At 68.3% G+C, this 23,126-nt stretch carries 21 protein-coding genes; 17 read left to right on the plus strand and 4 right to left on the minus strand.

Features of this window, described 5'->3' with window-relative positions; genetic code table 11:
- Positions 1-3 precede the first annotated feature (3 nt).
- The 5 genes from AC5P66_RS04375 to AC5P66_RS04395 all read left to right on the plus strand — a co-directional run bounded on the left by AC5P66_RS04375 (position 4) and on the right by AC5P66_RS04395 (position 5,138).
- Positions 4-438 (plus strand): hotdog fold thioesterase, encoded by a 435-nt coding sequence (locus AC5P66_RS04375; RefSeq protein ID WP_049414459.1) that lies wholly within the window; start codon positions 4-6, stop codon positions 436-438.
- A 118-nt stretch (positions 439-556) separates the two neighbouring features.
- Positions 557-1,348: a lysophospholipid acyltransferase family protein gene (locus AC5P66_RS04380; RefSeq protein ID WP_032954710.1), complete on the plus strand. Its 792-nt coding sequence runs from the start codon at positions 557-559 to the stop codon at positions 1,346-1,348.
- Positions 1,349-1,400: 52 nt separating this feature from the next.
- A complete protein-coding gene (locus AC5P66_RS04385) occupies positions 1,401-2,390 on the plus strand; it encodes a YheT family hydrolase (RefSeq protein WP_049414470.1) in 990 nt (329 codons plus the stop codon).
- A 56-nt stretch (positions 2,391-2,446) separates the two neighbouring features.
- Entirely contained in the window at positions 2,447-4,516 is a 2,070-nt protein-coding gene (locus AC5P66_RS04390) for a tetratricopeptide repeat protein (RefSeq protein ID WP_495216094.1), read from the plus strand.
- Between the two features lie 10 nt (positions 4,517-4,526).
- The gene (locus AC5P66_RS04395; RefSeq protein WP_049414462.1) at positions 4,527-5,138 is read left to right on the plus strand and encodes a YbhB/YbcL family Raf kinase inhibitor-like protein; all 612 of its coding nucleotides are present in this window, start codon (positions 4,527-4,529) and stop codon (positions 5,136-5,138) included.
- Between the two features lie 157 nt (positions 5,139-5,295).
- On the opposite strand, the gene AC5P66_RS04400 is transcribed toward AC5P66_RS04395, so the two are convergent.
- Positions 5,296-6,120, minus strand: a complete 825-nt coding sequence (locus tag AC5P66_RS04400; protein WP_099496075.1) for an META and DUF4377 domain-containing protein — start codon at positions 6,118-6,120, stop codon at positions 5,296-5,298.
- Between the two features lie 73 nt (positions 6,121-6,193).
- Positions 6,194-6,988 carry an undecaprenyl-diphosphate phosphatase gene (locus AC5P66_RS04405; RefSeq protein ID WP_049414464.1) on the minus strand — a complete coding sequence of 265 codons (795 nt, stop codon included), beginning with the start codon at positions 6,986-6,988 and terminating at the stop codon, positions 6,194-6,196.
- A gap of 224 nt (positions 6,989-7,212) precedes the next feature.
- Here AC5P66_RS04405 and glnA point away from each other — a divergent pair, with 224 nt between their 5' ends.
- The 11 genes from glnA to AC5P66_RS04460 all read left to right on the plus strand — a co-directional run bounded on the left by glnA (position 7,213) and on the right by AC5P66_RS04460 (position 19,318).
- Positions 7,213-8,622, plus strand: coding sequence for a type I glutamate--ammonia ligase (gene glnA, locus AC5P66_RS04410; protein WP_019661939.1), 1,410 nt, complete (start codon positions 7,213-7,215; stop codon positions 8,620-8,622).
- Between the two features lie 321 nt (positions 8,623-8,943).
- Entirely contained in the window at positions 8,944-9,282 is a 339-nt protein-coding gene (locus AC5P66_RS04415; RefSeq protein WP_004134334.1) for a P-II family nitrogen regulator, read from the plus strand.
- 21 nt (positions 9,283-9,303) lie between these two features.
- Positions 9,304-10,734: an ammonium transporter gene (gene amt, locus AC5P66_RS04420; RefSeq protein ID WP_099496076.1), complete on the plus strand. Its 1,431-nt coding sequence runs from the start codon at positions 9,304-9,306 to the stop codon at positions 10,732-10,734.
- An 86-nt stretch (positions 10,735-10,820) separates the two neighbouring features.
- Positions 10,821-11,567 carry an N-acetylmuramoyl-L-alanine amidase gene (locus tag AC5P66_RS04425; protein ID WP_099496077.1) on the plus strand — a complete coding sequence of 249 codons (747 nt, stop codon included), beginning with the start codon at positions 10,821-10,823 and terminating at the stop codon, positions 11,565-11,567.
- A gap of 67 nt (positions 11,568-11,634) precedes the next feature.
- The gene (gene mltA / locus AC5P66_RS04430) at positions 11,635-12,801 is read left to right on the plus strand and encodes a murein transglycosylase A (RefSeq protein WP_495216095.1); all 1,167 of its coding nucleotides are present in this window, start codon (positions 11,635-11,637) and stop codon (positions 12,799-12,801) included.
- Positions 12,802-12,909: 108 nt separating this feature from the next.
- Positions 12,910-13,224: a hypothetical protein gene (locus tag AC5P66_RS04435; RefSeq protein ID WP_008268793.1), complete on the plus strand. Its 315-nt coding sequence runs from the start codon at positions 12,910-12,912 to the stop codon at positions 13,222-13,224.
- A gap of 103 nt (positions 13,225-13,327) precedes the next feature.
- Positions 13,328-15,373 (plus strand): TonB-dependent receptor, encoded by a 2,046-nt coding sequence (locus AC5P66_RS04440; RefSeq protein WP_495216096.1) that lies wholly within the window; start codon positions 13,328-13,330, stop codon positions 15,371-15,373.
- Positions 15,374-15,488: 115 nt separating this feature from the next.
- Complete coding sequence (locus AC5P66_RS04445; RefSeq protein ID WP_414485483.1) at positions 15,489-16,550, plus strand: two-component system sensor histidine kinase NtrB; 1,062 nt, start codon at positions 15,489-15,491, stop codon at positions 16,548-16,550.
- Positions 16,543-17,991 carry a nitrogen regulation protein NR(I) gene (gene ntrC, locus AC5P66_RS04450; protein WP_495216097.1) on the plus strand — a complete coding sequence of 483 codons (1,449 nt, stop codon included), beginning with the start codon at positions 16,543-16,545 and terminating at the stop codon, positions 17,989-17,991. Before AC5P66_RS04445 ends, ntrC begins: the two co-directional genes overlap by 8 nt.
- A 93-nt stretch (positions 17,992-18,084) precedes the next feature.
- Positions 18,085-18,654 (plus strand): superoxide dismutase family protein, encoded by a 570-nt coding sequence (locus tag AC5P66_RS04455; protein ID WP_495216098.1) that lies wholly within the window; start codon positions 18,085-18,087, stop codon positions 18,652-18,654.
- Positions 18,655-18,691: 37 nt separating this feature from the next.
- The gene (locus tag AC5P66_RS04460; protein WP_049439226.1) at positions 18,692-19,318 is read left to right on the plus strand and encodes a superoxide dismutase family protein; all 627 of its coding nucleotides are present in this window, start codon (positions 18,692-18,694) and stop codon (positions 19,316-19,318) included.
- 121 nt (positions 19,319-19,439) lie between these two features.
- On the opposite strand, the gene AC5P66_RS04465 is transcribed toward AC5P66_RS04460, so the two are convergent.
- Positions 19,440-20,327 carry a hypothetical protein gene (locus tag AC5P66_RS04465; protein WP_049439230.1) on the minus strand — a complete coding sequence of 296 codons (888 nt, stop codon included), beginning with the start codon at positions 20,325-20,327 and terminating at the stop codon, positions 19,440-19,442.
- Between the two features lie 93 nt (positions 20,328-20,420).
- Between AC5P66_RS04465 and AC5P66_RS04470 the strand changes: the two genes are divergently transcribed.
- Positions 20,421-21,716, plus strand: a complete 1,296-nt coding sequence (locus tag AC5P66_RS04470) for an acetyl-CoA C-acetyltransferase (RefSeq protein ID WP_180879463.1) — start codon at positions 20,421-20,423, stop codon at positions 21,714-21,716.
- 108 nt (positions 21,717-21,824) lie between these two features.
- Here AC5P66_RS04470 and AC5P66_RS04475 read toward each other — a convergent pair whose 3' ends face one another.
- Positions 21,825-23,120: a heme biosynthesis HemY N-terminal domain-containing protein gene (locus AC5P66_RS04475; protein ID WP_049416559.1), complete on the minus strand. Its 1,296-nt coding sequence runs from the start codon at positions 23,118-23,120 to the stop codon at positions 21,825-21,827.
- Positions 23,121-23,126 lie beyond the last annotated feature (6 nt).

Genomic DNA, 23,126 nt, shown 5'->3' on the forward strand with positions numbered 1-23,126 from the left:
CGCATGACCCTGGTGTTCCGCGAAGCCGTTTCCCTCGAGCAGCTCAACACGCTCAGCCGCAACACCGCGATCGAGTCGCTGGGCATCGTCTTCAGCGCGGCTGGTGATGACTGGCTGCAGGCCACCATGCCGGTGGACGAGCGCACCCGCCAGCCCTACGGCATCCTGCATGGCGGCGCGTCGGTGGTGCTGGCCGAGACCCTGGGCAGCAGCGCCGGCAACCTGTGCGTGGATACTGCCAAACAGATCTGCGTAGGGCTGGAGATCAACGCCAACCATGTACGCGCCGTGCGCTCGGGCACCGTGACCGGCACCGCACGCGCACTGCACGTCGGCCGCAGCACCCAGCTGTGGGAGATCCGCATCGAGGACGAGCAGGGCCGCCTGGTGTGCATCTCGCGGCTGACCCTGGCGGTGGTGGCGGCCGGCCACGGCTGAGCCCCGGACGGCCGGTGACGGCAGCGGAACCCAGCGTTCCCCGCCGATTGCCCCGGTCGATGGGTGTTATGGCCTAAATCGGCTGGCAGCGATGACGGCCCTCCGGTATCGTGCGCGGATGACTTCCCCCACTCCGGCCCCCCGCGGCGGCGTGGCGCGTGTGTGCCGTTACCTGTACCGCGTACCGCTGCTGTTGGTCCACATCATCGTGTTCCTGCCGCTCATCCTGATCGGCATGCTTCGGCCGTGGGGCGAACTGCGCGTGGGCGAGGCGACCCTGGGGGCCAAAGTGGTCAACTGGTGGCAGGGCGGGCTGATGTGGATCTTCGGCTTCCGCCTGGTGCAGATCGGCACGCCGCTGCCCGGCGCCGTGCTGTTCGTCGCCAACCACGTCAGCTGGGTCGACATCTGCATCCTGCACAGCCAGCGCATGATGGGCTTTGTCGCCAAGCGCGAGATCGCCAGCTGGCCGCTGGTCGGCTGGCTGGCCGCGCGTGGCCAGACCATCTTCCACCAGCGCGGCAACACCGAATCGCTCGGTGGCGTGATGCAGGTGATGGCTGACCGCCTGCGCGAAGGCAAGGCGGTGGGCGTGTTCCCGGAAGGGCGCACCCGCGGCGGCCACGAAGTAGGCCCGTTCCATGCCCGCATCTTCCAGGCCGCGGTTGAAACCGGCGTGCCGGTGCAGCCGGTGGCGCTGGTGTACGGGCTCAAGGGCGATGCGCAGACCATTGTCGCGTTCGGCCCCGGTGAGAGCTTCTTCGCCAATTTCCTGCGCCTGCTCGGTGAGCCGGCGCGGCGTGCAGAAGTGCACTTCCTGGCACCGATCGGTGCGCAGGACCTGGAAGGCCGTCGGCGCATCGCGGAGACGTCGCGCGCGCGCATCGTGGCGGCCATGAGCACCGGGTGAGGGTGCGGTGGCCCTGATCCCGCCACCCGTCCTGGACGCCGGCACGCCGACGCTGCACGCGGCTGACTACCAGCCGCCGCGCTGGCTGCGCAACCCGCACCTGCAGTCGATGCTCAGCTCCAGCCGCATGCGCCTGCAGCGCGGCCTGCTGCTGCTGGCCGCGACCGGCGCGATCAGCGAAGAACTGATCCTCGACGGCGGTGATGGCGTGCGCCTGCAAGGCTGGCACAGCCACATCGAAGGCCGCGAACCCAAGGGCATGGCCCTGCTGCTGCACGGCTGGGAAGGCAGCGCCGAATCCAGCTACATGCGCATGGCGGCCGCGCGCATGCTCGAACAGGGCTTCGACGTGGTGCGGCTGAACTTCCGCGACCACGGCAATACCCATCATCTCAACCCCGGCATCTTCCACTCCAACCTGATCGACGAAGTGGTGCATGCCGCGGGCGATATCGCCCAGCGCTGGCCGCAGTTGCCGCTGGTGGCCGCCGGTTACTCGCTGGGCGGCAACTTCGTGCTGCGCCTGGCCCTGCGCGCGCCGGCGGCCGGCGTGCCGCTGCTGCGCGTGGCGTCGGTATGCCCGGTGCTGGACCCAGGCTTGACCATGGAGAACATCGAGAACGGTCCGGCGATGTACGACTGGTACTTCCGCCGCAAGTGGGCCGGTTCGCTGCGGCGCAAGCGCGACCTGTTCCCCGAACTGAGCGACTGCGACGATCGCGTACTGAAACTGGACATCCGCGCGCTGACCGCCTGGCTGGTCGAGCGCCACACCAGTTTCGGTTCGTTGCAGGCCTATTTCGATGGCTACTCGATTGCCGGCGATCGGCTGTCCACATTGCAGGTGCCGGCCGACATCCTGATGGCGCAGGACGACCCGGTGATCCCCTACGCGACCTTCAGCGACTGGCAGCTGCCGCACCAGGCGCACCTGGAAACCGCCAGCTGGGGCGGACACTGTGGCTTCCTGGAAAACTGGCGCGGTGATGGCTTCTCCGAGCGCTGGGTGGCGCAGCGCCTGCAGCGCGTGCTGCAAGGCTGAACCGGCACGGGCGCGCAGGCCGCTACAATGCGGGTTTGCCCTTGAACCGGACCGCCATGCAAGACCAGATCATCCAAGCGTTGCGCCAGAACGAGGCCGACCAGGCCGTGCAGCTGGCCCAGGCATGGACCCACGATGAACCCGGCCAGGCCGCGGCCCACCGCTGGCTGGCGCTTGCGCTGCAGCAGCAGGGCAGGGCCGAGGACGCGATGGACGCCCTGCAGCAGGCGCTGCAGCTGGCCCCGGACGATGCCCAGCTGCACCTGCAGCACGCCGGCCTGCTGCTGGCCCTGCGCCAGTTCGACGGCGCCGGCGAGGCACTGACCCGCACCACCGGGCTGGACCCGAACGCGTTTGCCGCGTACCTGATGCAGGCCCACCTGGCGATCGGCCGCAATGATTTCGACGAAGCACAGCGACTGTCCACCCTGGCTTCGCGCGTCGAACCGGACCACCCGGAACTGCTGACCATCGACGGCATGATCGCGCTGCGCCGCGATGACCCCGATCGCGCGCTGAGGCTGCTGTCGGCCGCCAACCAGGCCCAGCCCAACGACCCCCGCGTGCTCTACGCACTGGGCTTCGCCTACCTGGGCAAGAACATGCTGGCCTTCGCCGAACAGGCATTCCGCCGCGTGCTGGAGCTGAACCCGGCGATCTCCTCGCTGCATGGCCTGGTGGTGCAGCTGGCCATGCGCCAGGGCAACCTGGAAGCCGCCGCCGAAGCCATGCAGGTCGCACTGCAGCAGCAGGGCATGGATACGCCGTCGATGCGCCGCCTGGCTGGCGAACTGGCGCTGCGCAGCGGCCAGCCGCTGCAGGCGCTGGAGCACCTGCTGCCGTTGCTGGAATCGGCGCCCGGCGACCGCGAGGTGCTGCAGCTGCTGCTGATGTCCTGGCAGCGCCTGGGCCGCGAAGACGAAGCACGCGCACGCCTGGATGCCGCCCTGGAGCAGCACCCGCAGCTGCACGACCTGTGGCTGGCGCGCCTGGCGGTGGAGGAGGTCGGCAGTGCCACCGCCGCCGCTACGGTCGAGCGCTGGATGGACGCGATGCCGGGCCACCTGCCGGCGCTGGAAGCGCGCCTGCGGCTGCACGACATGGTGGGCGAACACGCGCAGGCCGAAGCGATCGCCGAGCGTATCGTCAGCCTCGAGCCGGGCCGCGTCAGCGGCGAGACCCGCCTGGTCGAAGGCCTGCTGCAGCGCGATCCGGCGGCCGCCATCGCCCGCGTGCAGGCGCTGATCGGCATGGCGCCGGAAGGCCACCGCGCCGACCTGCGCACCTGGCTGGGCGAGATCCAGGATCGCGCCGGGCAGCACGAAGACGCGCTGCAGACCTGGCTGGCCCTGCAGGCCGACCAGGCCCCGCAGCGCCTGCCGCTGCCGCCGCAGGCCAAGGCACCGCCGAGCTGGCCGGACAAGGGCGAGATCGACGGTGATGCCACTTCCGCGCCGATCTTCCTGTGGGGGGCGCCGGGGTCGGGCGTGGAGCGCGTGGCGACCGGCCTGGCCGCGGCCAGCCCGGTGCTGCGCAGCGACCGCTATACCTCCAACGCACCCGACGACGCGTTCCAGAACTACCACACGCTGCAGGACCTCGCTTCGGGCGTGCTGACGCCGGAGCGGCTGGTGCAGCGCTGGCGCGAACAGCTGCCGTCGCGCGGCGTGCAGGACGACGCGATCATCGACTGGCTGCTGTGGTGGGACAACGCGCTGCTGTGGGCGCTGCGCCCGCAGTTGCCGCAGGGCCGCCTGCTGGTGGTGCTGCGCGACCCGCGCGACATGCTGCTGGACTGGGTGGCCTACGGTGCGGCCGCGCCGCTGGCGATGACCTCGCTGGCCGAAGCCAGCGAATGGCTGGCGCGCGCACTGGCCCAGGTCGCCGCTTTGCACGAGGATGATCTGTACCCGCAGGTGCTGCTGCGCATCGACCAGATCGGCAACGATCCGCAGGCGATGGCCGATCTGCTGGGCCGCCTGTTCGAGCGGCCGATGCCGCCGGCCGCGCAGCTGGGCGCGCCGCGCTTCCCGCCGGGCCACTGGCGCAACTACCGCGACGTGATGAGCGCCGCCTTCGCCAAGCTCACCCCGATCGCGGTGCGCCTGGGTTACCCGGAAGAGTGAGGACACGCCGATGCAACTGAGCAGCCACAGCCTGACCAACGGTGCACCGATCGACCGCGAATTCGCCGCCGGCGATGCCGCGGGCTTCGCACCGGACCGCAATCCGCACTTGGCCTGGAGCGATGTGCCGGAGGGCACCCGTTCGTTCCTGCTGGTATGCGTCGATCCGGACGTGCCGACCGTGCCGGAGACGGTCGGCCGCACCGACATGAGCGTGCCACGCGACCAGCCACGCTGCGATTTCGTGCACTGGGTGATGGCCGATATCCCGGCCTCGGTGCAGGAGATCGCCGCAGGCAGCTGCAGCGACGGCTTCGTGGTGAAGGGCAAGACCACGCCGGCCGGGCCGGCCGGCAGCCGCCAGGGCCTGAACGACTTCACCGGCTGGTTCGCCGGCAACCCGGACATGGCCGGTGACTACCTGGGCTACGACGGCCCCTACCCGCCGTTCAACGACGAGCGCGTGCACCGCTACTTCTTCCGCGTGTTCGCGCTGGACGTGGCGTCGCTGCAGCTGCCGGCACGCTTCACCGCCGCCGACGCCTACCGCGCCATGCACGGCCACGTGCTGGCCGAGGCGGCACTGCACGGCACCTACACGTTGAATCCGGCGCTGGGCTGAGGCGGCATAACGGGTCGTGCCGGCCACTGGCCGGCAACGCCTGTGTGCTGCCGGATCCGCGCATGGCAGCCGGCCAGCGGCCGGCTCTACCCACAACGAAGAAGGGCGGCCTTGCGGCCGCCCTCCACCCATCAGCCGACTGACAGTCGGCTCTGCATCACTTCTCGATGGCCGACTCGACCACCATGTCCAGCACATACGCCTGCGACGGCGCATCGGCCGGCGGATTCTTCACTTCGTAGCGCTTCACGCGCACCACGTTGCGCACGCCGTCTTCATGGGTGTAGCCCTCGATGTTGCCGTAGAAGTTCTCGAACTTGCCCGGCTCACCCTGCTTCAGGCCCTTGTCGTCGAACTTTACTTCGCGCACCTGCAGGCACTGGTAGTCCGGAATCAGCGGGTGCGAGCACTTCTCGGTCTTCGCGGCCACTTCCAGGAACACGGTTTCGCCGGCGCCGCCGTAGCGGGTTTCAGCGGTCGGTTCCGGGTTGAACACCAGCACGTCGCCCTTGGCGTTGGTCAGGGTCAGCTTGCCATCGGCATCCTGCTCGGCCTTCAGTTCGCCCTGCAGGCGGCTCGACACGGCTTCGTCCAGCGCCATCAGCGCCTTGTCGGTGCAGGCCATCATGGTCGAGGCCATCGCACTGACCGTCAGCTTGCCGTAGGCCAGGGTGTAGCCGCCGCCCATGCGGTTGCAGGTGTTGCTGACCGACAGGCGGCCGTCAGCGAAGTCCAGGGTGACCGGCTTGCCTTCGCGGGCGAACAGCGCATCGATGCGCTTGCCGTCGGCGCCGGTGGCCTGCTGCAGCAGCCAGTGCTGGCTCTGCAGGCGCTGCGCATCCAGGTGCGCCAGCGTCTGCTGATCTGCTGCCTTGGCTGCGGCCGGGGCCACGTCGTCGCCGCCGGTGCCGGCCGGGGCCGGGGTCTGGCTGCAGGCGGCCATCAGGGCCAGCGGGAGGAGCAGGGTGAGCTTGCGGTTCATGGTGATTCTCCTTGGGGAACCGTGGGGGAAACGGGGTGGGGCCGGCCATGGGGTTACCGTGCCCCAGTGCTGTTCAGCTGCCGGAGGGCAGCCACAGCAGCAGCGCCGCGCCCAGCGCGATGCGGTAGAGGGCGAAGGCCGTGAACCTGTGCGACTTGATGTAGCCCATCAGCCACTTCACTACGACGAAGCCGGTGATGGCCGCGGCAAGGAAGGCCACGCCCACCTCGGTCCAGTTCTCGCTGCCCAGCTGCCCGTCCCTGGCCAGTTCCAGGAAGGTGTAGGCGCTGGCGGCGAACATGGTGGGAATGCCGACCAGGAACACGAACTCGGCGGCAGCGGCGCGACGGCTCAGGCCCAGCAGCATGGCCAGGAAGATCGCCGAGGCCGAGCGCGAGGTTCCGGGGAACACGCCGGCCACGACCTGTGCCAGGCCCACGCCGATCGCCACTGTCCAGGTCACCTGGTCGCGATCGGGCAGCCGCGCGGTGTAGGCCTCCACCAGCAGCATCCAGACGCCACCGATGATCAGTGCCCAGGCCACCGGGCTGACCGTCTCCGGCAGCGACCAGCCGGCCTTGCGCACCACCAGGCCAACCACGGCGGTAACCAGGAACGCAGCGCCCAGCTTGAACACGTACTCACGGTTCTCGCGCTGGTTGAAGCCGGTGGCCAGCTGCAGCAGGCGCTGGCGGAACACCAGCACCACGGCCACGATCGCGCCGGCCTGGATGACGATGTTGAAGAAGTCCGAGCGGGCACCCAGCCAGTGTTGGGCGATGAGCAGGTGGCCGGTGCTGGAGATCGGCAGGAATTCGGTCAAGCCTTCGAGGATGCCCAGCAGCAGGGCGGAGAGCAGGTCGGACATGGACGGTGCGGGCACGCGCGGCAGGAAGGAAGAAGGTCGAGAGGATAGACGATCCCTGCTGCACCAAACGGGTGCGTCTGTTGGCAAGTGCACCCGTTTGGTGCGCGGGGCAATGCACCGGTACGGGGCGCTCGGCCAAAAATCAATGACTTGCGGCCTTCGAAAAGTTGGCACGGTCATTGCTGTACCTCAGCAGGCATTCATCCCCATCCGAGGTCGTACCGATGTCCGTGGAAAACGTTGAGAAGCTGATCAAGGACAACCAGATCGAGTTCGTCGATCTGCGTTTCGTGGACATGCGTGGCGTCGAGCAGCACGTCACCTTCCCGGTCAGCATCGTCGAACCGTCGCTGTTCGAAGAAGGCAAGATGTTCGACGGCAGCTCGATCGCCGGCTGGAAGGGCATCAACGAATCGGACATGGTGCTGCTGCCGGACCCGTCCAGCGCCTACGTTGATCCGTTCTACGCCGATCCGACCCTGGTGATCAGCTGTGACATCCTCGATCCGGCCACCATGCAGGCCTATGGCCGCTGCCCGCGCGGCATCGCCAAGCGTGCCGAGGCCTACCTGAAGTCCTCCGGCATCGCCGAAACCGCGTTCTTCGGCCCGGAGCCGGAATTCTTCATCTTCGACTCGGTCCGTTTCGCCAACGAAATGGGCAACACCTTCTTCAAGGTCGACTCGGAAGAAGCGGCATGGAACAGCGGCGCCAAGTATGACGGCGCCAACAGCGGCTACCGTCCCGGCGTGAAGGGCGGCTACTTCCCGGTTCCGCCGACCGACACCCTGCACGACCTGCGCGCCGAGATGTGCAAGACCCTGGAACAGGTCGGCATCGAAGTGGAAGTGCAGCACCACGAAGTGGCCACCGCCGGCCAGTGCGAGATCGGCACCAAGTTCAGCACCCTGGTGCAGAAGGCCGACGAGCTGCTGCGCATGAAGTACGTCATCAAGAACGTCGCGCACCGCAACGGCAAGACCGTCACCTTCATGCCCAAGCCGATCGTCGGCGACAACGGCAGCGGCATGCATGTGCACCAGTCGCTGTCCAAGGGCGGCACCAACCTGTTCTCCGGTGACGGCTACGGTGGCCTGAGCCAGCTGGCGCTGTGGTACATCGGCGGCATCTTCAAGCATGCCAAGGCCATCAATGCCTTCGCCAACTCGGGCACCAACAGCTACAAGCGCCTGGTGCCGGGCTTCGAGGCGCCGGTGATGCTGGCCTATTCGGCCCGCAATCGTTCGGCGTCGTGCCGTATTCCGTGGGTCTCCAACCCGAAGGCGCGCCGCATCGAAATGCGCTTCCCGGATCCGATCCAGTCCGGCTACCTGACCTTCACCGCGCTGATGATGGCCGGCCTGGACGGCATCAAGAACCAGATCGACCCGGGTGCACCGAGCGACAAGGACCTGTACGACCTGCCGCCGGAAGAAGAGAAGCTGATCCCGCAGGTCTGCTCCTCGCTGGACCAGGCGCTGGAAGCGCTGGACAAGGACCGCGAGTTCCTGAAGGCCGGCGGCGTGATGAGCGATGACTTCATCGACGGCTACATCGCGCTGAAGATGCAGGAAGTGACCAAGTTCCGCGCGGCCACCCACCCGCTGGAATACCAGCTGTACTACGCCAGCTGACCGGACGCGATGGCGGTGGGTTCCCCCTCCCACCCGCCGCCATCGCTTCCGTTTTCGCGGCTGGGGAGCCGCGGTTGTAGGGGGTCAGATCCGTTTCGCGCCGCGAAAGGGCTCTGACCCCACCCCAGGGGCAAGAGAGAGACCGGATACGCGACCAGGGCCGCCCTCCCTCCCGCGTCGGTCGTGCAAGGAGAGAGGCACGGCCGTCCCGGCCCTGTACGTGTCCGGTGCAACAGCCACGGTCATCACCCTGATGACCTGTGGTTGCCTGATGCCAACGCGCGCTGGCGCGCTGGCCCCATCCACCATCGGGACATGCGCATGAAACTGATCTCCGCCATCATCCGACCGTTCAAGCTCGACGAGGTCCGCGAGGCCCTGTCCGATGCAGGCGTGTCGGGCATCACCGTGACCGAAGTGAAAGGTTTCGGTCGCCAGAAGGGCCACACCGAGCTGTATCGCGGCGCCGAGTACGTCGTCGATTTCCTGCCCAAGATCAAGATCGAAACGGTGGTCACCGACGAGCGTGCCGACGCGGTGATCGAAGCGATCCAGTCGTCGGCAGGCACCGGCAAGATCGGTGACGGCAAGATCTTCGTCACCGCCGTCGAACAGGTCATCCGCATCCGCACCGGCGAAATCGGTGCCGACGCGCTGTAACCCCCTTCCGGAGATTCCCCAATGAAGATGCGCCTTCTCACCGGGTGGCAGGCCCGGTTCCACCTGGTGTGCCTGTTGATGCTGCTCAGCGCGCTGGCCGCAGGTGCGTGGCCGGGCAGCGCCCATGCCCAGGCACAGGTGTCGCCGCTGCCGAGCGAAACCGTTGCGGTCGAGCCGCTGCACGATCCGGCCGCCAGCGCCGCTGCGCCGGCCGTGGCCGAAGCGGCCGCCGCCTATGATCGTGGCGACGTCGCCTGGATGCTCACCTCCACGTTGCTGGTGCTGCTGATGGTGGTGCCGGGCCTGGCCCTGTTCTACGGCGGACTGGTGCGTTCGAAGAATGTGCTGTCGGTGCTCAGCCAGATCCTGGTGGTGTTCTCGCTGGTGCTGCTGCTGTGGGTGTCCTACGGCTACAGCGCGGTGTTCAGCGCGGGCAATCCATTCTTCGGTTCGTTCACCGAATTCGCCTTCCTCAAGGGCTTCACGCCCGACTCGGTGGGCAACACGCCGATCAAGGGCCTGCCGGACTACCTGTTCGTCGCCTTCCAGTCGACCTTCGCCGGCATCACCACCGCGCTGATCGTCGGCGCTTTCGCCGAGCGCATCAAGTTCCGCGCGGTGCTGCTGTTCTCGGCGCTGTGGTTCACCCTCAGCTACATCCCGATGGCACACATCGTCTGGGGCGGCGGCTACCTGGGTGAACTGGGCGCGATCGACTTCGCCGGTGGCACCGTGGTCCACATCAACGCGGGCGTGGCCGGCCTGGTTGGCGCGTGGTTCGTCGGCAAGCGCCTGGGCTACGGCCAGACCGCGCTGAAGCCGCACAACGTACCGTTTACCTACATCGGCGCCATGCTGCTGTGGGTGGGCTGGTTCGGCTTCAATGCCGGTTCCGCCGCTGCGGCCGATACGGTGGCCTCGCTGGCCTTCCTCAATACCGTGCTGGCCACCGCCGCCGCCGTGCTCGGCTGGACCCTGGTGGAAGCGATCGGCAAGGGCAAGCCGTCGGCACTGGGTGCGGCGTCGGGTGCGGTGGCCGGCCTGGTCGGCATCACCCCGGCCTGTGGCACCGTCGGGCCGCTTGGCGCGATCGTGATCGGCTTCGTCGCCGGCGTGGTCTGCGTGTGGGGCGTGACCGGTCTCAAGCGCCTGCTGAAAGTGGACGACACTGCCGACGTGTTCGGTGTGCATGGTGTCGGCGGCATCGTCGGCGCGATCCTCACCGGCGTGTTCAGTGCACAGTCGCTGGGCGGTACCAAGGCCGATCTGGATATTGCCCACCAGGTGTGGGTGCAGGTGGTCAGCGTCGGCCTGACCGTACTGTGGTCGGCGGTGGTGACCGCGGTCATCCTGCTGGTGGTCAAGGTCGTGGTCGGCCTGCGCGTGACCGAAGAGGCCGAACGCACCGGCCTGGATGTGACTTCGCACGGCGAGTCTGCCTACGAGGCCTGAGGTAGCGGCGTACTGACGTGGTCGGTGCCGACCGTTGGTCGGCACCCTGGTATGCATCATCAAGCGCAATCGCGCACAATCAGGCCATGCAACCGATCCGCACCACTGTGATGCTCTCGGCCTGCCTGCTGCTGGCCGCCTGCGCTTTCACGCCACGAGAGACCCACAACCCGCTCGCCACGTGGGTGCCGTCACCCAACCAGAACGCGCGCACGCCGGTCATCATCGTCATCCACCACACCGAGCAGAAATCGGTGCAGCAGAGCCTGCATACGCTGCGCACCGCCAACAGCGGTGGACCGGTCAGTGCGCATTACCTGATCGGTAGCGATGGCCATCGCTACCAGCTGGTGGCCGACGAGCGCCGCGCCTGGCATGCAGGCGCCGGGCGCTGGGGCACCATCACCGATCTCAACTCAACCTCGATCGGCATCGAGCTGGACAACGATGGCCGCAGCCCGTTCAGTGCGGCGCAGATCGAATCACTGATCCTGCTGCTGCGCGACCTCACCACCCGCCTGAACATCCCACCGCGCCAGGTGATTGGCCACGCCGATCTGGCGCCGACGCGCAAGCAGGATCCGAGCCGCTTCTTCCCCTGGCAGCAGTTGGCCGAGGCCGGCTTCGGCGTCTGGCCGCGCGCGGCCGACGGCGCGGCACCGGAGGGTTTCGACGCGTGGAATGCGCTGGCGCGCTTCGGTTACCCGCTCGACAACCGCGAGGCCACCGTCGCCGCGTTCCATCGCCGCTTCCGTGGCCGCGACGACCTGTCGAAGACACTGGATGCCGAGGACGCGCGCATCCTGCATTCGTTGCTGCTGCAGATACCGTGACCCCGCGCATGAACGCTTGACCCCGCGCTGGGTTGCCGCCCAGCGGCCGGCACTCCACCATGGCGGCATGATCGATTCCGCTACCTTCTTCAAGCGCAAGCACTGGACCCTGTTGGCAGCGGCGGTGCTCGCCGGTTGCGCCACCACCGCTCCCCGCACGGGCTCCGAAGCGCCGACGCCGACCTCGCCGCCGGCGGCCACCTACGCCAAGGTCGACTGGAAAGCCCTGCCAGCGGTCTCCGACAGCGATCTGCAGGCCGGCTTCGTGGCTTGGCGCAGCAGCTGCGCCCGCCTGAGAAACGACGCGGTCTGGGCCAAACCCTGCGCCACCGCCGCCGCGGTATCAGACAAGGACCCGGCCGCGATCCGCCAGTTCCTGCAGCGCGACCTCGATGCCTACGCGCTGCGTGCCGGTGGCCATCAGGCCGACGGGTTGATTACCGGCTACTACGAGCCGATCTACCCCGGCAGCCTGACCCGCACCGACAAGGCGACGGTACCGGTGTACGGCACGCCCGATGATCTGATCGTGGTGCAGCTGGACAGCCTCTACCCGGAACTGAAGGGCAAGCGCCTGCGCGGGCGCGTCGAAGGCAAGGTGCTCAAGCCCTATGACGATGCCGGCACCATCGCCAGCAAGGGCGCCAAGGCGCCGGTACTGGCCTGGCTGACCGACCCGATGGACCTGCAGCTGCTGCAGATCCAGGGGTCCGGCCGCGTGCGCCTGGGCGACGGCACGCAGATTCGGCTGGCCTACGCAGAGCAGAACGGACACCCCTACCGCGCCATCGGTCGCTGGCTGGTCGACCAGGGCCAGCTGAAGAAGGAAGACGTCACCATGGACGCGATCCGCAGCTGGGCCCGGGCCAATCCCGCGCGGGTGCCTGAGCTGCTGCGCAGCAACCCCAGCTACGTGTTCTTCGTGCGCAACCCGGACAGCCTGGAGGGCCCGCGCGGTTCGCTGAACGTGCCGCTCACCGCCGGCTACAGCGTGGCGGTTGATCGTACCGTGGTGCCACTGGGCAGCCTGCTGTGGCTGTCCACCACGCGCCCGGACGGCAGCCCGGTGGTGCGCCCGGTGGCCGCGCAGGACACCGGCGGCGCCATTGCCGGCGAAGTGCGCGCCGACCTGTACTGGGGCAGCGGCGATGCCGCCGGCAAGCTGGCTGGCGACATGAAGCAGAAGGGCAACATCTGGATGCTGTGGCCGAAGGGCGTGCCCCTGCCGAACTGAAGCAGCAGGGGTCGGATCCCTTTCCAAAGGGAAGGGCTCTGACCCCGGATGCCTGATAATGGCGCCATTCCGTACTTTCCGGCCGCGCCTGCGGCCAGGGCTCCTGCAATGACCTACGCAAAGCACAACGCAAGATCCGGCGCGAAATCCGCCGCAAAGAAGTACTACAAGCACTGGGCCGAATCGGGCCTGGGCAAGGGCAACGTGCTGATGGAAGCGCGCGGCGAGAAGATCGTGCGGCAGGTGGAAATCTACGGCACCAAGATGGTCTGGGCCGACGAGCATGCCCACAGCGACGACCGCTTCCTGCTGGCCGACCAGCCGGTGTCGTTCCTGGATTTCGACGAGGACGACGAAATCTCCGCGCGCGAATTCGAAAGCGCCTGGAAGAAGGCCCGGGAAGCCACCGGTTACCCGGTGTAATCCCCCCGGCACCCGCCCTTGCAGCGCCGAGCCTTGCTCGACGCTGCAAAAGCGGGCGTGTGAAATGTTATATGATTACATTTCACCGTAACCGCCCCTTCCCATGAAGACTCCCACCCTGGTGGCCGCCCTCGCGGCCGCACCGTTCGCCCCTGAAGCACTCGCACAGTCTGCCGACGCCGCGCTCACCCTCGGCAAGGTGCAGGTACATCAGCACGGCGAAGGCCAGCTCAGCGCGCACCAGGTGTTGACCTCGGTGGACGTGCTGGGTGCAGACCAGATCGAAAGCCGCAACGTCTCGCACAGCTGGGAACTGCTCGGGCAGATGCCCGGCATCCAGCTCACCGAAACCCGGCAGGGCGCCGAATCGGGCAAGGTCAGCTTCCGCGCCTTCAACGGCGAGGGCTACCTCAACGCCATCAAGACGCTGATCGACGGCATCCCCAGCAACGTCAACAGCGGCAACCAGCGCTTCATCGACATGCTGTTTCCGCTGGACATCAGCTACATCGAAGTGGTGCGTGGTACCAACGACCCGCGCTACGGCCTGCACAACATCGGCGGCAACGTGAACTTCGGCACGCGCCAGGGCGGCAGCTACACCGATGCGCGGCTGGCCTACGGCAGCTATAACACCCGCGATGCGCAGCTGGCAGTCGGCCGTGAAGCCAATGGCTTCGCGCAGAACTATTTCGTCGGCACCCAGGCCAGCGACGGCTACCGCGACCACGACACCTCGAAGAAATATTCGCTGGGCGGCAAGTGGTTCTACGGCTCGCTGGACGACGGCCTGCGCGTGGGACTGACCGCGCGCGCGTACCACCACGAAGCCGACGAACCCGGCTTCATGACCGCCGACGAGCTGCGCACGCATCGCCGTGGCAGCGACCTGCGCAACGGCAACGATGGCGATGACCGCGACATGCGCCAGATCGCCGTGCACCTCGACCTGAAGCTGTCCGACGCGCTCACCTTCGGCACGCGGCTGTACTACAACCGCTATGAAGACGACCGCCGCGTGACCTTCAGCGACCTGCCCACCGGCAACCTGCCGCGCCAGCGCCGCGTGTGGGACGAGCGGCAGCATGGCCTGCTCAGCACGCTGACCTGGCAGGCCAGCCCCACGCTTACTGTCGAGGGCGGCCTGAACTACGAGCAGCAGGACAACGGCTACCTCCGCGAGCGCTACGCCTACGCCGAACCCACTGATTTCGGCCAGCCCCCGGCGCGGGTGCAGAACAACGATCGCCACAGCTTCGACAACTGGGGTGGCTACGTACAGGCCATCTACCAGCCGGTCGAGGCCTGGAAGATCGTGCCGGCCTACCGCGTCGACCGTTTCAGTGGCCGCACGCACCTGATGAACGGCATCACCGCTCGGCTGCAGGGTTACGGCAGCATCGGCCAGCCCAAGCTGAGCATCATCCACAGCCTGGGCCAGACCACTCACGTCTACGCGAACTGGGGCCGCACCTTCCAGGTGCTGACCGGGTCTACCGCACCGGCCTACCTCACCCCGGGACAGGCACCGATGCAGCCGTCCACCAACACCGGCATGGAGCTGGGCCTGAAATTCCAGCCGTTTGCCGGCAGCCAGGCACGCCTCGCGGTGTGGCAGCAGGACGCGGAAAACGAGGTGTCCAACATGCCGGCCACCGGCACCACGGTCACCCTGGGCAAGACCCGCCGGCGCGGCGTGGATGCGCAGCTGAGCCTGCAGCTGGGCGACGACTGGACGGTATGGGCGTCGCACGCCTACCAGGAAGCGAAGATCACCCGCGACGACCGCGATGCCAGCATTTCCCTGCAGGGCCGGGAAGTGGCCGCCACCCCGCGCCACATCAGCAATCTGGGCGTGGACTACCGCGCCACGGATGCGCTGCGGCTGGGCCTGCAGGCGCGTGCACAGGGCGATTACTACCTGGAAGAGCGCAACGTGGCCGGCAAGTTCGGAGGCTTCGCCGTGCTCGACCTCAGCGCGGCCTACCAGCTCACCCCGCGTTTCAGCGTGGACCTGCAACTGAAGAACGTTACCGGCCGCGAGTACGCCTACGCCTGGTACGACAGCTTCTTCTGGGACAGCGCCCGCCCGATGTTCTCGCCGGCCCCGGGTCGCAGCGTGTTCGTCGGCCTCAACATGAAGCTGTAACCGGCCACGCATCTGGTAGTGGTCGAGCTTGCTCGACCTGCAGCAGGGGTCAGAGCCCTTTCCGCCAGGAATGGGCTTTGGCCCCGAACCCCGCGTTTTGCACTACATTGGTGCAATGTCCGACCCCGCCCCCCCGCCGTCCCTCGATGCCCTGGGCACGCCGCTGGCCTGGGCCGGGGCCGATGGCCGCATCATCGGCTGCAACCCGGCCTTCGGGCGCTGGCTGGGCGTCAGCGGTCGCCGCCTGCTGGGCCAGCCACTGGCCGCACTGGAAGTGCAGGGCGAAGCCCTGGCCCACTTCCTGGCACGCGATGAGCGCGACAGTCTGCGCCTGAACCGGCTGGCGCTGGCGGTGCCCGGCGAGGCGCCGCGCTTCGCCGAGGGCTGGATGAGCCGCCGCGACGATGGCGGCTGGCTGCTGGAGGCGCATCCGGTCGATGAATTCCCCGGGCTCGACCCGACCCAGGCCCTGCCCAGCGCGCTCAGTGCAGCGCTGAAGGGGCTGGCCCATGAGCTGCGCAACCCGCTGGCCGGGTTGAAGGGCGCGGCCCAGCTGCTGGCCCGCCGGGCCGCACAGCGCGATGCCAGCGAACGCGAACTGATCGAGCTGATCGGCTCGGAGATCGAACGTCTCAACGGCCTGCTCGACCAGCTGCTGTCGCCGGCCCCGGCCGCACCCCACGCCGAACTGAACATCCATGCCGCGCTCGAGCGCGTGCTGCGCCTGGCCGAGAACGAGGCCGGCTGGGCGGTACGCCTGCAGCGCGACTACGACCCCAGCATTCCCGAGTTCCATGGCGACGTCGACCGCCTCACCCAGGCGGTGTGGAACCTGGTGCGCAACGCGATCCAGGCCGGTGCCGGCAGCATCACCCTGCGCACCCGCGTGGAGCATGGCGTGCGCATCGCCGAACACCTGCACACGTTGGCCTTGCGCCTGGAAATCGCTGACGACGGCCGTGGCGTGCCCGAGGAACTGGCCGAACACCTGTTCCTGCCGCTGGTCAGTGGCCGTGCCGAAGGCACTGGACTCGGCCTGGCATTGGCCCAGCAGGTGGCACGCGAGCATCGCGGCACGCTGACCTACCGCTCGCGTCCGGGCCATACCGTGTTCACCCTGCTGTTGCCGATCGGCAACGGCGCCGCTCCGGCCGAGGAGGCCCCGCGCGATGTCTGAGTCCCCCACCACCGCGCAGCGCATCTGGGTGGTCGACGATGACCGTGCCGTGCGCTTCGTGCTGTGCACCGCGCTGCGCGAGGCGGGTTACCAGGTCGTCGATTTCGACAGCGCCGCCCCGGCCCTGCAGGCGTTGAGCGAGGGCCCGCCGCCGGCCCTGTTGTTCACCGATGTGCGCATGCCCGGCGACGATGGCCTGGTGCTGCTGGACAAGCTCAAGGCCGCGCTGCCGCAGCTGCCGGTGGTGGTGATGTCGGCCTACACGGATGTCGCCAGCACGGCCGGCGCGTTCCGCGGCGGCGCGCATGAATTCCTGTCCAAGCCGTTCGATCTGGACGATGCGGTGGCGTTGGCGCAGCGCGTGCTGCCGGCGGTTGCACCGGCCATGGCAGCGCCCACCCCTGCGCTCGAAACCGGCAGCGACCAGCCGCCGCAGCTGGTCGGTGATACACCGCCGATGCGCGCGCTGTTCCGCGCCATTGGTCGCCTGGCGCAGGCACCGCTGGCGGTGCTGATCACCGGCGAGACCGGCACCGGCAAGGAGCTGGTGGCCAATGCGTTGCATCGCGAATCGCCGCGCGCGCAGGGTCCGTTCGTCGCGCTCAACACCGCTGCAATCCCATCCGAGCTGCTGGAAAGCGAGTTGTTCGGCCACGAGGCCGGTGCCTTCACCGGTGCGCAGCGCCGCCATATCGGCCGCTTCGAGCAGGCCGACGGGGGCACGCTGTTCCTTGATGAGATCGGCGACATGCCGCTGCCGTTGCAGACCCGGTTGCTGCGCGTGCTGGCGCAGGGCGAGTTCTTCCGCGTCGGCGGCCGCGAACTGATCCGCGTCGATGTGCGCGTGGTCGCCGCCACCCATCAGGACCTGGAAGGGCTGGTCGCACAGGGGAAGTTCCGTGCCGACCTGCTGCATCGCCTGGACGTGGTGCGCCTGCAGCTGCCGCCGCTGCGCGAGCGCCGCGAGGACATCGCGCAGCTGGCCAGCACCTTCCTGGCCGCCGCCGCACGCAGGCTGGACACGCCACCGAAGCGCCTCACCGCCGCGGCCCTGCAGGCGCTGCGCGAACACGACTGGCCCGGCAACGTGCGCGAACTGGAAAACGTGTGCTGGCGGATGGCCGCGCTGGCCGCCGCTGACACCATCGGCGTGGCCGACGTCGATACCGCGCTGAACCGTACACGGGGCCGTCGCGGCAGCACCCGCGCTGCCGATCCAGGCCAGTGGGAAGCGCTGCTGGCCGAATGGGCGCGCCGGCAGCTGGCCGAAGGCATGGAAGGGCTGCATGCGCAGGTGCGCGAGCGGGTCGACCATGCGCTGCTGGAAGCGGCGCTTCAGATTACCCATGGCCGCCGCGCCGAAGCCGCTGCGCGCCTGGGCCTGGGCCGCAATACGCTTACCCGCAAGCTGGGCGCCGGGCGCCGCCGCGGGGGCCATTGAACGGTCCCTGCACGCGATCCTCGCGCCCGCTTGCCGAACCGTTGATCGTTCATGGACGATGCAATGCTTAGTGTCACCTGCAAGGAGTCTTCGATGCGTCTGTCCTTTGCCATCCTCCCGTTGTCCGCCGCCGTGCTGCTGTCTGCCTGTGGCAGTGCGCCGAAGAAGGCTGAGCCCACGCCGCCGCCGCCGACCGTGGTCAGTGCTGCGAAGCAGGGCGAGGCCAATCTCGCGCCGGCCTCGGCCAGCATCGTCAGTGGCCGCATCGCGCTGATGGTGGAGCCCGGTGGCATCCACATCACCGGCCTGGTCGGTGGCCTGCAGCCGATGCAGCAGGCCGGCTTCCACATCCATGAGCGCGGCGACTGCAGTGCGGTGGATGCCAGCAGTGCCGGCAATCACTTCAATCCCGGTGGCGCTGCGCATGGCCGCGTCGGCACCGGCAAGCACCACCTGGGCGACATGGACAATCTGCGTGCCGATGCCCAGGGCCGCGCCAACGTCGATATCCACCTCAAGGGGGTTACCCTTGGCGGAGGCGCCGCCACCGATATCGCCGGACGCGCACTGGTCGTGCATGCCAACGCCGACGACTATCGCAGCCAGCCCGCCGGCAATGCCGGCGTCCGCATCGCCTGTGGCGTGATCCGGGTCGTCCGCTGATCACTTCACCGCAGGCATCATCGAGGGAGAGATTCCAATGCGTCTGATCCACACTTCGCTGTTTGCGGCCATCGCCGCACTGGGCCTGGCGGCCTGCAACCCGCAACCGGCCGCGCCGCAGGCGGAAACCCCGCCGGCCACGCCGGCCGACGGCGCCACCACCGAACCCGCTGCAACCCCGCAGCCGGCTGCCGCACCGGCGGCCGATGCTTCGGCCACCGCCGAGCTGGCACCGACCCAGGGCAACGAAGCCAAGGGCAGCGTCACCTTCAAGGTGGTTGATGGCAAGGTCCACGTGACCGGCCAGATCACCGGTCTGAAGCCGGGCAGCGAGCACGGCTTCCACATCCACGAGAAGGGCGACTGCAGCGCGCCGGACGGCATGAGCGCCGGCGGTCACTTCAATCCCGGCAAGCAGGATCACGGCAACGTCGCCACCGATCCGCACCATGGCGGCGACATGCCCAACATCAAGGCCGACGACAAGGGCGTGGCCACCATCGACGGCCCGGTGTCGAGCAACGTCAACATCGGCAAGGGTGATGACTTCGACATCATCGGCCGCGGCCTGATCGTCCACGCCGACGCGGACGACTACAAGACCCAGCCAACCGGCAACGCCGGCGCGCGCCTGGCCTGTGCGGTGATCCAGAAGGCCCCGTAAGAAACAAAGAACGCCGGCGCAAGCCGGCGTTTTTCCTGATAGGTAGTGCCGGCCGCTGGCCGGCAATCACAGATCCGGAGGGTGCCGGCCAGCGGCCGGCACTACCCACAGATCACCCGGATCAGCGCGCCAGCAGTTCGCGCGCGTCCTGCCCGGCCTCGCAGTGCACGAACAGTACCGGCACGCCGTGTGCTTCCAGCACCGCAGCCATCTGTCGCTGGCGCATCAGGAACTGCTCGTAGATGCCCTGCAGGCGATCGCAGTCGTTCTTGCTGTGGCTGTAGTGCGCGCACCACCCGGCCGGGTCGAACAGCGCCATGCGTGCTTCGCCATGCGTATAGCGCAGCAGCGGCTCGGGCGCGGCATTGAGCCACTCGTCCTCGCCCGGCGCCATGATCGCGGTCTCGATCAGCGGCCACAGTGCGGCCAGGCCCTGGTTGTCGTACTGCATCGACATCATCGCGGCCAGGTCGTTCACGGTGAAATAGCGCGCGTGCTCGATGCGGGCACCGAAGGTGTTCTGCGCCATCAGCGCGGTGTCGGCATGCGCCATGCCGTTGGCCAGCAAGGTTTCTTCCAGCGCATCGGCGACCGCGTTGGTGGTGGCTACATCGCTGCCGGTCAGCAGGAACGGCACCACGCGCAGGCCACCGCCCACCAGCGTGGCATCGGCCTGGAACGGCAGTGGCACGTCACCCTCGGCATCGGTACCGAAGGCCAGCAGGCGCGGGCCCTGGTTGCGGCCCGGGGCACGCATCTGCAGCTCTTCCAGGCGGCGATGGATCGGCCAGCCCGGACGCAGCACTTCGGCCGGGTCGAAATGCGCGGCGGCGAACACCAGGTCCAGCTCGGCGACCTGCGGCACCAGCTTGGCCAGGTCACGGCCGACGCGTTCGGCCAGTTCACCGGCCTGTTCAGCGCTGAGCACCGCCTGGCGGGGGATTTCGCCGCCGGCCAGTTCCAGGGCCAGCACGCCAAGGGCATTCATCGCGGGGTCGGGTTTGCTCATGGTTCCACGGTTGGCCCATCACAGGGCGGCAGCTACACTTGGCTCCATTATGCCTGCTCCGTCGTGCAGGCCATGTTGCAGACACCCTCATCCATGCCAGGTATCTCCATGCCCAACGCTCGTCCCGTCGCCATCCTCGGTGGCGTCCGCATTCCGTTCTGCCGCCAGAACACCGCGTATTCGGATGTCGGCAACCTCGGCATGTCGGTCCGTACGCTGGGCGCGCTGGTCGAACGGTTCGGCCTGCATGGCCAGCAACTGGGTGAAGTGGCGATGGGCGCGGTGATCAAGCATTCCAGCGACTGGAACCTGGGCCGCGAAGCGACGCTGTCGTCCGGCCTGTCGCCGCTGACCCCGGGCATCACCCTGCAGCGTGCCTGCGGCACCTCGCTGGACAGCATCATCACCGTTGCCAACAAGATCGCACTGGGGCAGATCGAATCGGGCATCGGCGGTGGTTCGGACACCACCTCCGACGTGCCGATCGTTTACGGCAAGAAGCTGCGTGCACGCCTGCTGGCGGCCAACCGCGCCAAGAGCACCGGCGACAAGATCCGCGCGCTCACCGCTGGCTTCAAGCTCTCCGAGCTCAAGCCCGAGTTCCCGGGCGTGGCCGAGCCGCGCACCGGCAAGAGCATGGGCGACCACTGCGAGGACATGGCCAAGGAGTGGAACATCTCGCGCGACTCGCAGGACGAGTGGGCGGTGTCGTCGCACAAGAAGCTGGCCGCCGCCTACGAGCGTGGCTTCTTCAACGACCTGATCGCACCGTTCCGTGGCGTCGAGCGCGACAACATCCTGCGCCCGGATACCTCGCTGGAAAAGCTGGCGACGCTGAAGCCGGCCTTCGACAAGGTTTCCGGGCGTGGCACGCTCACCGCCGCCAACTCCACCCCGCTGACCGACGGTGCCGCTGCGGTACTGCTGGCCAGCGAAGAGTGGGCACGCGCGCATGGCCATGAACCCCAGGCTTACCTGCGTGACGCGCACGTGGCCGCGGTGGACTTCGTGCATGGCGAAGGCCTGCTGATGGCACCGACCATCGCGGTGCCGGAAATGCTCAAGCGCAACGGCCTGACCCTGCAGGACTTCGACATCTACGAGATCCACGAAGCCTTTGCCGCGCAGGTGTTGTGCACCCTGCGTGCGTGGGAGAGCGAGGATTACTGCCGCAACCGCCTGGGCCTGGACGCGCCGCTGGGCCGCATCGACCCGGACAAGATCAACCTGCTGGGCTCGTCGCTGGCCACTGGCCATCCGTTCGCTGCTACCGGCGCCCGCGTGATCGCCACGGCAGCCAAGCAGCTGGCCGAACGCGGCGGTGGCCGCGCACTGGTGTCGATCTGCACCGCCGGCGGCATGGGCGTGGTGGCGATCGTCGAACGCTGAGCATCACGGTAGTGCCGGCCGCTGGCCGGCAGCGCTGGTACGAAAACGCCGCCCAATGGGCGGCGTTTTTTTTTGCATCGGTGGGTGCCGACCGTTGGTCGGCACGCTTCACGGCAACCGCGGATTGCCGAATTCGTCGCGCTCTTCGTTGGCGTCATACACCAGCGGCTGCACCGCGATCGGCTGCTCTTCCACCGTGGCACGCAGCGGCGCTTCGCTGCCGCGCACCAGCGCCACGCTGTCCTCGCCGCGCTGCAGGCGCAGCGCATTGGCCAGGCACTGTGCGGCCAGCGCGTGTTCGCCACGCTGGGCGAACAGTTCACCCAGCGCTTCCCACGCTGGTGCACCGGCACCCGCGGCGATGGCCTCGTGCAGGAACGCATCGGCGGCCTCCCACTGCTGCTGGGCCAGGGCCACGCGGCCCTGCGCCAGGCGCAGCGCGGCCGAGCCGTCATGCACGTTGCGCCAGCGAGCGAGGTTGGCCTGGCGGGTGGCCAGGCGCTCGGCCGGCAGGCGGCCATACAGCGCCACCAGTTCGTCATCCCAGCGCTGGTCCAGGGCCTGTTCCAGCGCCAGCAGCGCCGGCTCGTCCCAGTCCAGCGCCACGGCGCGGCTGGCATAGGCGCCCACCACGTCCGGGGTCGGGCGCAGCGCCTTCGGCGTGGCTTCCCATTGCGCGGCCAGTGCATTGACGTCGGCCGCTTCCAGCAGCGCCTGTGCGGCCAGTCGTGCTTCCAGTTCGCTGTTCGCGTCGGCCGGCAGCACCTTGCTCTGGCGCAGCGCACCCAGCTGGCCATACGCTTCGTGGGCGCGGCCGGCCTGTGCCAGCGCCTCCGTACGCAGCCACAGGCCGCGTGGCGGCAGCGGCTGGATCGCCGCTACGTCCAGCGCGTTGATCGCATCGACTGGCAGATCGCGCGCCAGCAGCTGTTCGGCGCGCAGCAGCGCCTGCAGGGTGGCGTCACTTTCGCCCAGGCGCTGCAGCAGCGCCTCTCCGGCGGGGCCGTCGGCCCGTGCCTGCGCGCTGCGCACGGCGGTGGCCAGTGCCACCGCGCTCACTTCCGGGTCCCTGGCGGCGCCGTCCAGCAGTTTTTCCGCGCGCTGCCACTGGCCATGCTCGTAGGCCTGCAGGCCGTCGATCAGGCGCACCCGGCCCTGCTTGCGGCGGTAGCGGCCCCAGGCACGGAACGGTGCAGCGATCAGGCTCCACAGCAGCCACAGCACCAGCACCGTGATCACCGCCAGCAGCGCTACCTTCGGCAGGTTGCTGTGATAGTCGTAGCCGCCGTAGCGCAGGGTCACCTCGCCGAAGCGGTTAAGGTCATCGGCGCCGAGCCATTGCGCGGCGACTACGCCGATGGCCACGGCCAGCAACAGCACGACCAGGGATTGCAGGGGTTTCATGCGGGC

It is taken from the genome of Stenotrophomonas sp. YJH_SMC_122 (assembly GCF_059369535.1).